The following is an 11,011-nucleotide window of genomic DNA, read 5'->3' as shown; positions in this document are numbered from 1 at the left end:
GCGGGCACGGCGGCGGGTGCCGTGGCAGGTACCGGCGCCGACGCGGATGCCGGCATGCCCGCGCGTGCGACTGCGGGTTGCGCGGGCGGTGTCGGCGGCGTTGCGAAGGCGGGTAGCGACACGGGCGCGGATGAGGCGCCGGCCGCGCTGGCCGAAGGCGTTTGCGCGGTGATGCCGGTCGTTGCCGCACCGGCCTTTGCGCCGGCCAGTTGGCCGCGCAGCGAATCGAGTTCGCGCGTGAGCGTTTCGACGGTCGCCTCGAGGCGCGCGACGCGATCGGCGAGCGGTACGGGCGGCTGTTGCGGCGTCGCGGGCATCGCGGATGCATCGGATGCGGCGCGCTTGTTCTTGAGCTTGTGTTGCTGCAGCGCGTGGCCGATACAGAACCCGATGGCGGCACCGAGCAGCGAGCCGCTCGCGCCCGAGAAATCCCCGATCAATGCGGCGATGCCGCCCACGATGAAACCGATTACGGCGAATGCCCAGTTCAACGCCTTGCTCCCTCTCTATCGTTATCGTCCTTCGATCGCGGATCGCACCGGATCGAGGCGGTTTCAGCACGGCCGGCAGGCGAACCGGCATGCGCGCGCCGCAGGCGGACCGTCGTGCGACAGACCCGCGCAGCGTCGCGATCGGCGTGTTTGCCGGCAATGTATCACAGCGGCCATGCGGGATTTTCAGGGTTGCGGACAGGGGGCGATACGTGGCTGATTTCCGTGCATGACGATCGTTCGACGCGGCTTTTTTTGTACGGTCATGCTTTTTGCGGGCGGCCGACAGGCACCGGCAGACGGCCGGTCGGCGCGCATTGATCGGACGACAGTCGCGCCACCGGCGGATCGGACGTGAAATTGTCGCAAAGCGACCAGCGCCCGACGCGAATTGGCGCAAAACATCATGCGATGCGCGCCGCGCTGCTGCGCACAAGTCCGGCGCGCGATGCCCGTCGTTGTTGGCCGTGCGCGTATTGCGCCGCCGCAATCGGGTGCCGCCGCGTGCCGCGCCCCGCCGGGCGGGGCTGGGGGGCGTGTCGTATTTGCGCAAGCGTTTGTCGTAATTCGTCGGCAGGTCGGGGTTTTTTCTGGCAACTATGTAGGCACGCTATGACTCGCTCGAGTCCCCGCTACACGAGGAGAAGGTTTCGATGGATGCCCCCAAGGTCGTAGTCGAAGGTCTGTGCAAGGTGTTTGGAAGCAACCCGCAGCAGGCGCTCGACATGCTCGCCGCCGGCTCGACGAAGGACGAGGTGCTCAAGCGCACCGGTCAGGTCGTCGGTGTGCACAACGTCTCCTTCGATGTGCAGGAAGGCGAAATTTTCGTGCTGATGGGCCTGTCCGGCTCCGGCAAGTCCACGCTGATCCGCCTCGTGAACCGGCTGGTCGATCCGAGCGCCGGCAAGGTGATGATCGACGGGCTCGACGTCGCGTCGGCGCGCCGCTCGGCGCTGACCGCGCTGCGCCGCAAGGACATGAGCATGGTGTTCCAGTCGTTCGCGCTGATGCCGCATCGCACCGTGGTGTCGAATGCCGCGTTCGGCCTCGAGGTCGCGGGCGTCGGCAAGAAGGAACGCGAACGGCGCGCGATGGAGGTGCTCGAGCAGGTCGGTCTCGCACCGTTTTCGCAGAAGCTGCCGTCCGAGCTGTCGGGCGGGATGCAGCAGCGCGTCGGCCTCGCTCGCGCGCTGGCCGTGAACCCGTCGCTGATGATCATGGACGAGGCGTTCTCCGCGCTCGATCCGCTGAAGCGCCGCGAAATGCAGGATGTGCTGTTGCAGCTGCAGAAGGAACAGCGCCGCACGATCATGTTCGTGTCGCACGATCTCGAGGAAGCGCTGCGCATCGGCAACCGCATCGCGATCATGGAAGGCGGCCGCCTCGTGCAGGTCGGTACGCCGCAGGACATCATCGCGAACCCGGCCGACGACTACGTGCGCGCGTTCTTCGACGGCATCGATACGAGCCGCTACCTCACGGCCGGCGACCTGATGCAGACGGGTGCCGTGCCGATCGTGTCGAAGTGCGATGCCGCGAACGTCGCGGCGACGCTGAACGGCAGCGCCGAATACGCATTCGTGCTCGACGCCGAACGCAAGATCCGCGGCTTCGTCACGCGCGACGCGATCGGTGAGGCCACGCCGTCCGTGCGGCCGATCGAGAGCATCCGGCGCGACGCGTCGCTCGAACATGTCGTCGCGCGCGTGGTCGCGAGCCCGAATGCACTGCCGGTCGTCGACGACGACGGCTGCTACTGCGGCTCGGTCGATCGTGCGCTCATCCTGAAGGCCATCACGCGTTCGCGAGGTTCCCATGTCTGAAATGATTCCGCTCGGTACCTGGGTCGACCAGGGCGTTCATTACCTGCTCGACCACGACGCGAAGACGTTCGACGCGATCGGTCAAGCGATCGAGGGGCTCGCGGCATTCGTCGAGCACAGCCTGCAGGCGATTCCGATGTGGATGATGATGGCGATCTTCATCGGCGTCGGGCTGTGGCGGGTGGGCTGGCGCTTCGCGCTGTTCACCACCGCGTCGCTGCTGCTGATCTTCGCGACGGGCTTCTGGGACCAGACGGTCATCACGCTCGGCCTCACGCTGTCGTCGACGATCATCAGCCTCGTGCTCGGCATCCCGCTCGGCGTCTGGGCCGCGAAGAGCAAGTGGGTCGCCGCGACCGTGCGTCCGATCCTCGACCTGATGCAGACGATGCCTGCCTTCGTCTACCTGATTCCGGCCGCGATGCTGTTCGGTCTCGGCCGCGTGCCGGGGATCCTGTCGACGGTGATCTTCGCGATGCCGCCCGCCGTGCGCCTGACGAGCCTCGGCATCCGCCACGTGAACCGCGAGATCGTCGAAGCCGGCCAGGCATTCGGCTGCACGCCGTGGCAGCTGCTGTACAAGGTGCAGTTCCCGAACGCGCTGCCGTCGATCATGCAAGGCGTGAACCAGACGATCATGATGGCGCTGTCGATGGTGATCATCGCGTCGATGGTCGGCGCGGGCGGTCTCGGCAACGACGTGCTTGCGAGTATCCAGCGCCTCGACATCGGCCTCGGTTTCGAAAGCGGTCTGTCGGTCGTGCTGCTCGCGATCATTCTCGACCGCATCACCGAAAGCTTCGGCCGCGCGCCGGGCACCGTGAAAGCGCCGCTGTTCTCGGGCCTCAAGCAGCTGTTTCGCGTGAAGCCCGCGCACGCCCAGGCCTGAACGACCGGCGGCCGGCCCGTCTCCCGGCCGCCTTCCCTGAATCGATAACGGCTTCCGCGGCTTTGGCCGCGGGGCTGGCCCCCTGCAACCTCCTCGCCAGGAGACCGATGTGACGTCCGCCGTCGCTGTCGCGCCCGCCGCCTGCGTTTCACCGGTTTCGTCGCTCGCCCATTTCGGCTTCCTGACGCTGCCGAACTTCTCGATGATCGCGTTCTCGAGCGCCGTCGAGGTGCTTCGGATGGCGAACTATGTCGGGCGCGCCGACCATTACCGATGGTCGATCTACTCGCTCGACGGCGCACCGGCGCATGCCAGCAACGGCATCGCGGTGCGGCCCACGCAGGCGCTCGACTACACGAACCTGCCCGACGTGATGATCGTGTGCGGCGGCATCCGCATCCGCGACGTGGTCGACGAGGGCGCGCGCGACACGCTCGCGGCGCTCGCCGAACGCGGGCTGCCGCTCGGCGGCATCTGCACGGGCGCGTACGCGCTGATGTCGAGCGGGCTGCTCGACGGTTATCGCTGCACCGTGCACTGGGAGAACCTGTCCGCGCTGCATTCCGAATTTCCGCAGGTCGGTTTCGCTGACGAGCTGTTCGTCGTCGACCGCGACCGGCTGACCTGCACGGGCGGCACCGCGCCGCTCGACCTGATGCTGAACCTCGTCGGCATGCGGTTCGGCCAGCAGCTTGCCGCGCAGGTGTCGGAGCAGTTCATCCTGGAGCGCATCCGCAGCTCGACCGACACGCAGCCGATTCCCGTCGATGCGCGCGTCGGCTTCTCGCGTGCCGAGCTGATCGAGGTCGTGCGGCTGATGGAGGCGAACATCGAGGAGCCGCTGTCGCTGGAGGAACTCGCGCGGCTCGTGCGGCTGTCGCAGCGGCACTTGCAGCGGATGTTCAAGGTGTACCTGAACGTGTCGCCGACCCACTATTACCTGACGATGCGCCTGAAACGCGCGCGCGATCTGCTGCGCACGACCGACGCGTCGATCGCGCGCGTGACGACGGTCTGCGGCTTTCATTCGCCCTGCCATTTCAGCAAGGCCTACCGCGCGCAGTTCGGCCATGCGCCGAGCTACGAGCGCAGGTTGCCGGGGCGCTGACCGGCGCCGCCATGAATCATCCAGTCCGCGACGTCGCCGGGATCGCGGCGCGCGGCTTCAATAAACGATCCCGCATTCAAGCAAACGACATCACTTTGAGGAGAAGACAGATGAAGCGCCTATTGATCGCAGCGGTGTGCGGGATCGGGGTATCCGCGCCGATGTCGGCCGTTTATGCGGCCGATCCGCCCGTATGCAAGAACGTGCGCTTCGCGGATGTCGGCTGGTCCGACATCGCGGCGACCACGGGTCTGGCATCGACGATGCTGCAGGGCCTCGGCTATGCGCCGACGAAGACGATCGCATCGGTGCCGATCACGTTCGCGGGGATCAAGAGCAAGCAGATCGACGTGTTCCTCGGCTACTGGTCGCCGACGATGGACCCGATCATCCAGCCGTTCACGAAGGCCGGCACGATCAAGGTGCTGTCGACGCCGAACCTGACCGGCGCGAAATACACGCTTGCCGTGCCCGACTACGTGTACCAGGGCGGCCTGAAGTCGTTCGCGGACATCCAGAAGTTCGCCGACAAGCTGAACGGCAAGATCTACGGGATCGAGCCGGGCAACGACGGCAACCTGCTGATCAAGAAGATGATCGACGGCAACCAGTTCGGCCTCGGCAAGTTCAAGATGGTCGAGTCGAGCGAGGCCGGGATGCTGATCGAGGTGAACCGCGCGATCCGCGACAAGCAGTGGATCGTGTTCCTCGGCTGGGAACCGCATCCGATGAACGTGCAGATGAAGATCGATTACCTGAGCGGCGGTGACGACGTGTTCGGCCCGAACTACGGCGAAGCGAAGGTGCTGACGGCAACGCCGCCCGACTACGCGGCGCGCTGCCCGAACGTCGCGAAGTTCGTGTCGAACCTGCAGTTCACGACGACGATCGAAAACCACGTGATGGTGCCGATCATGAACAAGGAAGACCCGAACAAGGCGGCCGCCGAGTACCTGAAGGCGAACCCGCAGGCACTCGACAAGTGGCTCGCGGGCGTGACGACCATCGACGGCAAGCCGGGTCTGCCGGCAGTGAAGGCGTATCTCGGCGTGCATTGAGCGTCGACCTGACCGGCGCGCCGACTGAAATGGGCGGCGCGTTGGTGTGATGAATCGCGGCCCTCCCGCATCGTGCGGGCGGGCCGCGTCGTTTTTGTGCGATTGCGTGCGGATACAACCGTCACGACCCCTTCGTTGCCGCCGGCACGTCGAACACGCGATCGAACGCCCACTGAAATGCGAACGCGTAGCAGAAGAAGAACGCGAACAGCCCGATATCGACGACGAACGCGTCGAACCACGAGATGTCGAGCCACCACGCCACGACGGGCACGAGCATGAAGATCAGCCCGCCTTCGAAGCCGGTGGCGTGCAGGATCCGCCGCCCGAGCGTGCGCGCCGGCCGCCGGCGCGACGCTTCCCAGCGCTCGAACAGCGCGTTGAAGATCATGTTCCACAGCAGCGCGATCGCCGACATCGTCGCCGACAGCGCGCCCGAATAGACGAGGTCCTGCTTGAAGATCGCCGCGATCACGGGCGAGATGCAGGAGATGGCGATCGCTTCGTAGAGCACCGCCTGCGTGATCCTGCGCGGTAGGCCTTGCACGTTGTTTCTCCGGTTCGACGGCAACCGCCGTGGCACCGTGCCGCGACGTCCCGCAAGGCTACCCGCGTTGCACGCCCGCCTCAATTCACCTAATCTCACCCCGATTGAATCGAATTCAACCCGGCCGCATCCGGCCCGCGAGGCCCCGTGTTCTCGAAAATTCCCCTGACCGCATTGCGTGTATTCGAGTCGTCGGCGCGGCTCGGCACGTTCAAGGCCGCCGCGGACGAACTGTCCGTGACGCCGGCCGCCGTGTCGCACCAGATCAAGTCGCTCGAAAGCTGGCTCGGCGTGCTGCTGTTCGAGCGCGGCGCGAGCGGCGTGCGGCTCACCGACGCGGGCGAGCGGCTGTTTCGCGCGAGTCACGATGCACTGCTTGCGCTGAGCCGAGGGCTGGACGCGGTGCGGCCCGAGGCGGCCGGCGAGCGTACGCTCGTGCTGACCACCACGCCCGCGTTCGCCGCGATGTGGCTGATTCCGCGGCTCGGCCGGTTCCGTCGCGTCGATCCGGAATTGAACATCAAGGTCGAAACCGGCAACGCGCTCGTCGATCTCGAACGCGATGCGCGCATCGATCTCGCGATTCGCGCGACGTCGCGCACGTTCCCGGGGCTGCACGAGATCGCGCTGCTCGACGAGTATTTCGGCGCGTATGCGGCCGCCGGATTCGACGCGCATCGCACGGACGAGCGGCTCGATTTGATCGAGACCGTGTGGGATACGCCGCTACCCGTGTCGATCGACTGGGCGTCGTGGTGCCGCGCGGCCGGCCGGGAAGCGTGGCTCGAACGCGCGGTGTTCCGGCATTACGACGACGAGCAGTACGCGTTGCAGGCCGTGTTGCACGGACAGGGCGTCGCGTTGTTGAGCTCGGTGCTGGTTGCCGAGCACGTCGAGCGTGGCGCGCTGATGCCGATCGAGCCGTCGGTGCGGCTCGGCGGCGCGCGCTTCGTCGCGCTGTGCCGGCCCGGGCGGGAGCGCGAACCGCGGGTCAGGCGGTTTCTCGACTGGCTCGAAGCGGAAATCGCGCAGACGCGTGAGGCGGTGGCGCGGATGACGGACGACCGCCGCACCGTCACCCGAACCTGACGCAATACACCGGCGGCAAATGTGCCGACACCATCTGCCAGTTTTCCCCGCCGTCGCCGGACGTCCATAACCCGCCGGTCGTCGACGCCATCGCGAGACGCGTGCCGGAATCGTCCACCGCCAGCCCGTGCCGATACACGAGGTCGTATGCGGGGGCGGCCGGCAACCCGTTCGAGAAGCTCTCGAAACTGCGGCCGCCGTCGCGTGTACGTGTGACGACAAACTGGCCGTTCACCGGAATCCGGCACGCGTCCTTCACGGCCGGCACGAACCACGCCGTGTCCGGTTCGTTCGGATGCACGGCGACCGCGAAGCCGAAGCTCGAAGGCTGCGCTTCGATCCGTCGCCAGTGCTCGGCGCCGTCGGTCGAGCGGAAGATCGCGCAGTGATGTTGCGTCCACAGCACGTCCGGGTTGGCCGGGCACTGCACGACGCGGTGCGGGTCCTGCGCGTTGGGCTCGCCGCGCCGCTCGGGCGGCATGTAATCGGCTTCCATGCCGTCGGCGGTTACCCGCCAGGTCGCACCGCCGTCGAAGGTTTGCCAGACGCCGCCGCACGAGATGCCGATCGTCACGTGCCGGCTGTCGCGCGGGTCGACCATCACCGAATGGATGCCCGGCGCGTCGTACCCGCCGCCGCCCCATTCGGCGCGCTCCGGGCGATCCCACAGCGGGCGGTTGAGCACCCACGAGTCGCCGTGATCGTCGGAGCGGAACAACCCGCCGGGTATCGTGCCGGCCCACAGTACGCCCGGCTCGTCGGCGCCGCCGGCTTCGAGCGACCAGATCTGCTGAAGCGTCCACGGCGGCTGCGGCGGGCCGGGCGGCTCGTCGTCCGCGTCGGCCGTGCCGGCATTCACGCTGGCGCCGGCGGGCGGTTCGTCGGCAGGCTGCGGCGGATAGACGGGGACGGCGCATTCTTCCCAATCGGCGGCTCCCGCGCGCCTGCGGTGCAGTTTGACGCCGAAATGGCCGAGATTGAGCGCCGCGTACAGCGTTCCGTCGCGCGGGTCGGCGAGCGCCATGCTGACCGGTTCGCCGACGAAATGCGGTTCGCCGAGCGTCCAGCCGCCGTTGCCGTCGGGCTGCAGAATGAACAGGCCCTTGCGGGTGGCGACGAGCAATCGATCGTTCATGTCGGATGTCTCCTGGTGGCCCGGCTTGGCGCTCTGGTGCGTTGGCGCCCGGTCGGAATCCATGCATCAGTCCTCTTATCCGCCCGTCAGCGCCTGGACGACATACACCCGGCTGGTGTCGCCGAGCGCATCGGACAGGCGTTGCCGGTCGCGGATCGGGTGGCCGTCGATGAATACCGACAGGTGTTTTCGCAGCGCACCCTGGTCGTCGACGATGTAGCCGCGCAGCCTCGGCTGCTCGCCGAAGACGGTTTCGAACGCCTCGCCGAGCGTTCGCGCGTCGATGTCGCGCTCGGGCGTTGCGACGTGCCGCTGGATCGAGGCGGCGAAGAAAAGGTGCGCCATGGCGGTGGCTGGCAGGAGCCGCGCGGAGGGGACGGTCTGTAGTGTAGGCGATCCGGCGGGAGCCGAAAGGCGGGACGGAGCCACCCGGCGTGATCGGGTGCGCCGGCCGGTCGTGCGTTAAACCGGAATCGACCGCCCCCGAATCCGGATCCCGAGCCGTACGACACCGATCACCGCATTCGACAGCCACGTGAGCAAGCGCGGCATCCCGCGCCGGCGGATATCGAGCAGCAGCACGATCCGCACTTCATCGCTGTCGTTCCACACCTCGTGCATGAACGTGTCGTCCCACAGCAGGAAGCGGCCTTCGTCGAGCCGGTATTCGCGGCCGTCGACCTTCAGCACGGCGGCCGGCGTGCCGTCCGCGCGCTTCGGCATCGACAGCACGAGATAGCCGCGCAGGATGCCGCGAAACGGCCCGCGATGCGGCGGAATGTGTTTGCCCGGTGCGAGGAACGACAGCGACGCGGACAGCACGTCCGCAGATGTCGCAACGAGCGACGCGACGGTCGGGCAGCGCGACAGGTTGCGCGGGAACGGCTGGCCGTATGCCTGCATGATGAACATCCGCCAGTCGCGCGCATCGTTGGCCGAGATGTCGTACTGCTCGCGCATGATCTCGTGGAAGCGCGGGATACGCGGCATGTCGCGCGCGACGGCGAGCGCTTCCGCCTGGATCGCCGGCCATGCGCGCACGAAACGCTCGGCGTCCGGGAATACGGCCGTGTCGAGCACCGAGCCGCCGTCGATATGGCGGTCGTACAGCGTGCGAAGCAGGCCGGCTGCATAGTCGTAAGCAACGGACATGGTCGATCGAAAGGCGATCCGTATGAGGTGTCGTCAGTCTGCACGAAGCGTAATGGGCGCTGCGTTACGTGAGATTACGCCGGCTGACGAAAGAATGACAGTTCGATGAATGTCCGGCCCCAGCATTTTGAGCCGCGCCGCGCGGGAATAAACGAACTCGCTCCGTCGTCATACGGGTGTAGCACGTCGTCTCGTTGACTTCTGAAGGAGCAAACCATGAACAAGCATTGGCTGGTGGCCGCCACGGTAGCGGCGATTTCTCTCGCGGGTGTCGCAGCGCAAGCGTCGGCACAGGAACTGACGCGCGCGCAGGTCAGGCAGGAACTGATCGACGCCGAAAACAACGGGCTGCGCTTCGTGACCGACACGTCGTATCCGGACGTGAGCCCGCTGTTCCAGCAGCAGGCCCAACAAATGCCGCAGCGTCAGTCCAGCACGGCGGTCGGCAGCGATCCGGCCGTTTCATCCGAAGCGGGCAAGCCGGCAACGATGTCGCCGCGCCAGCGCCCGGCCGCATGCGTCGGCCCGGCGAGCTTCTGCACGATCTATTTCGGTAGCTGATACAAGCGCCTGCGTTCGCAGGTCAGGCATTCACAACGGTTGATCGATACGGAACATTGAAGGAGTTCATCATGAAAACATATATCGCAGTACTGATGATGATCGGCGTGATCGTCGGTCAGTCGGCCTTCGCGCAATCGGCCGCGCCGCTGACGCGCGCGCAGGTTCGCGAGGAACTGATGCGCCTGGAAGCGGCCGGGTATGACCCGTCGAAGGGCGACGATGGCGAGTACCCGGCCGATATCCAGGCCGCGCAAGCGAAGGTCGCCGCGCAGGACCAGGCGAGGATGGCGGCACTCGCCGCGAAGGCGGCCGGCGCCGGTGCGCCGGCGCCGGCCGGGAACTAGACGGCGATGTGTACCGGTGTGGTGTCGGCGCATCCGGTTTCCAGGCGGACGGGCGGGGTGCGGAGCAGGCATGCGGCGTTGCGCCCCCGCGGGCAGCGCCGCGCGGCTCGGCGCAGACGCGTGGCGGCTCAGGGCGCGAGGCGCATGCCGTTCGACGCGGCGGAACGATAAAGATGAATCCGGACAACCCGCTTCTTGCGCGCAATGACGCGCCGGGCTGCGGGCGATGCGATCACCAGGGCATCATGCGCTGCATGACCTGATCGCGCAGCACGAAGCGGTGCGCCAGCGCGCCGGCGATGTGCAGGCAGATGCCGCCGAACAGCACCCATGCGAGGATGCCGTGCACGTCGCCCATCGCGTGACCGAATCCGGAGCCGGCCGCCGACAGCGCCGGCAACGGGATGACACCGAACAGCGTCACGGCCCATGCGCGCGACGATGCGTTGATCCAGCCGAGCAGCGGCACCGCGATCAGCAGCGCGTAGAGCGCGAAATGCGTCACGCCCGACAGCGCGCGCATCGCGGGCGCCAGGTCGCTCGCGGGCGGGCGATGCGTCGCACGCCAGAGCACGCGGCAAGCCATCGCCGCGAGCAAGGCGGTACCCACGATCAGGTGCGCGGCGATCAGGCCGATCGGTTGCGTATCGCGATGCACATCGGGCATCGTCCAGCCGATCACATATTGTGCGACGACCAGCGCCACGATCAGCCAGTGAAGAAGGCGTGCAACTGCGTCATAGCGGGCGGGCGTGGGCATGAAGGCTCCTGACGAACGGCGGGGATCGTATGTGTCGGCGGATTCTACAAC

At 67.0% G+C, this 11,011-nt stretch carries 11 protein-coding genes and 2 pseudogenes; 7 read left to right on the top strand and 6 right to left on the bottom strand.

The features are described from left to right. Positions 1-491, bottom strand: a pseudogene (locus VL15_RS01020) (DUF2339 domain-containing protein); the annotation flags it as partial. A 509-nt stretch (positions 492-1,000) separates the two neighbouring features. Here VL15_RS01020 and VL15_RS01015 point away from each other — a divergent pair. The 4 genes and pseudogenes from VL15_RS01015 to VL15_RS01000 all read left to right on the top strand — a co-directional run. Beyond that, positions 1,001-2,314, top strand: a pseudogene (locus tag VL15_RS01015) (quaternary amine ABC transporter ATP-binding protein); the annotation flags it as partial. Next, the gene (choW, locus tag VL15_RS01010) at positions 2,307-3,203 is read left to right on the top strand and encodes a choline ABC transporter permease subunit (RefSeq protein WP_048242619.1); all 897 of its coding nucleotides are present in this window, start codon (positions 2,307-2,309) and stop codon (positions 3,201-3,203) included. The pseudogene VL15_RS01015 and the gene choW, both read left to right, overlap by 8 nt. A gap of 109 nt (positions 3,204-3,312) precedes the next feature. Continuing rightward, the gene (locus VL15_RS01005) at positions 3,313-4,311 is read left to right on the top strand and encodes a GlxA family transcriptional regulator (protein ID WP_048242618.1); all 999 of its coding nucleotides are present in this window, start codon (positions 3,313-3,315) and stop codon (positions 4,309-4,311) included. Positions 4,312-4,421: 110 nt separating this feature from the next. Further along, entirely contained in the window at positions 4,422-5,369 is a 948-nt protein-coding gene (locus tag VL15_RS01000) for a choline ABC transporter substrate-binding protein (protein ID WP_048242617.1), read from the top strand. Between the two features lie 121 nt (positions 5,370-5,490). On the opposite strand, the gene VL15_RS00995 is transcribed toward VL15_RS01000, so the two are convergent. Then, positions 5,491-5,916 carry a PACE efflux transporter gene (locus VL15_RS00995; RefSeq protein ID WP_048242616.1) on the bottom strand — a complete coding sequence of 142 codons (426 nt, stop codon included), beginning with the start codon at positions 5,914-5,916 and terminating at the stop codon, positions 5,491-5,493. A 147-nt stretch (positions 5,917-6,063) separates the two neighbouring features. Here VL15_RS00995 and VL15_RS00990 point away from each other — a divergent pair, with 147 nt between their 5' ends. Then, a complete protein-coding gene (locus tag VL15_RS00990) occupies positions 6,064-7,005 on the top strand; it encodes a LysR substrate-binding domain-containing protein (RefSeq protein WP_048242615.1) in 942 nt (313 codons plus the stop codon). On the opposite strand, the gene VL15_RS00985 is transcribed toward VL15_RS00990, so the two are convergent. From VL15_RS00985 to VL15_RS00975, 3 genes are all read right to left on the bottom strand, one after another. Further along, positions 6,992-8,140: a WD40/YVTN/BNR-like repeat-containing protein gene (locus VL15_RS00985; protein ID WP_048242614.1), complete on the bottom strand. Its 1,149-nt coding sequence runs from the start codon at positions 8,138-8,140 to the stop codon at positions 6,992-6,994. The genes VL15_RS00990 and VL15_RS00985 overlap by 14 nt on opposite strands. A gap of 75 nt (positions 8,141-8,215) precedes the next feature. Beyond that, entirely contained in the window at positions 8,216-8,485 is a 270-nt protein-coding gene (locus VL15_RS00980; RefSeq protein WP_048242613.1) for a MoaD/ThiS family protein, read from the bottom strand. Positions 8,486-8,602: 117 nt separating this feature from the next. Continuing rightward, positions 8,603-9,292, bottom strand: a complete 690-nt coding sequence (locus tag VL15_RS00975; protein WP_048242612.1) for an aspartyl/asparaginyl beta-hydroxylase domain-containing protein — start codon at positions 9,290-9,292, stop codon at positions 8,603-8,605. Between the two features lie 216 nt (positions 9,293-9,508). Here VL15_RS00975 and VL15_RS00970 point away from each other — a divergent pair, with 216 nt between their 5' ends. Together VL15_RS00970 and VL15_RS00965 are read left to right on the top strand one after the other, a co-directional pair. After that, positions 9,509-9,853, top strand: a complete 345-nt coding sequence (locus VL15_RS00970; protein WP_048242611.1) for a DUF4148 domain-containing protein — start codon at positions 9,509-9,511, stop codon at positions 9,851-9,853. A gap of 71 nt (positions 9,854-9,924) precedes the next feature. Continuing rightward, positions 9,925-10,200, top strand: a complete 276-nt coding sequence (locus VL15_RS00965) for a DUF4148 domain-containing protein (protein WP_048242625.1) — start codon at positions 9,925-9,927, stop codon at positions 10,198-10,200. A 232-nt stretch (positions 10,201-10,432) separates the two neighbouring features. On the opposite strand, the gene VL15_RS00960 is transcribed toward VL15_RS00965, so the two are convergent. Beyond that, the gene (locus VL15_RS00960) at positions 10,433-10,960 is read right to left on the bottom strand and encodes a cytochrome b (protein WP_048242610.1); all 528 of its coding nucleotides are present in this window, start codon (positions 10,958-10,960) and stop codon (positions 10,433-10,435) included. Between the last annotated feature and the right edge of the window lie 51 nt (positions 10,961-11,011).

The sequence above is a fragment of the Burkholderia cepacia genome (assembly GCF_001039005.1).
Lineage (GTDB): Bacteria > Pseudomonadota > Gammaproteobacteria > Burkholderiales > Burkholderiaceae > Burkholderia > Burkholderia theae.
The sequence above is the reverse complement of the archived record's forward strand: the minus strand, read 5'-3'. Positions and strand labels throughout refer to the sequence as shown.

Coding starts and splice junctions, on each gene's coding strand:
- VL15_RS00970 (WP_048242611.1), top strand. CDS start 9,509: ATGAACAAGCATTGGCTGGTGGCCGCCACGGTAGCGGCGATTTCTCTC.
- choW (WP_048242619.1), top strand. CDS start 2,307: ATGTCTGAAATGATTCCGCTCGGTACCTGGGTCGACCAGGGCGTTCAT.
- VL15_RS00960 (WP_048242610.1), bottom strand. CDS start 10,960: ATGCCCACGCCCGCCCGCTATGACGCAGTTGCACGCCTTCTTCACTGG.
- VL15_RS01000 (WP_048242617.1), top strand. CDS start 4,422: ATGAAGCGCCTATTGATCGCAGCGGTGTGCGGGATCGGGGTATCCGCG.
- VL15_RS00975 (WP_048242612.1), bottom strand. CDS start 9,292: ATGTCCGTTGCTTACGACTATGCAGCCGGCCTGCTTCGCACGCTGTAC.
- VL15_RS00985 (WP_048242614.1), bottom strand. CDS start 8,140: ATGAACGATCGATTGCTCGTCGCCACCCGCAAGGGCCTGTTCATTCTG.
- VL15_RS00980 (WP_048242613.1), bottom strand. CDS start 8,485: ATGGCGCACCTTTTCTTCGCCGCCTCGATCCAGCGGCACGTCGCAACG.
- VL15_RS00965 (WP_048242625.1), top strand. CDS start 9,925: ATGAAAACATATATCGCAGTACTGATGATGATCGGCGTGATCGTCGGT.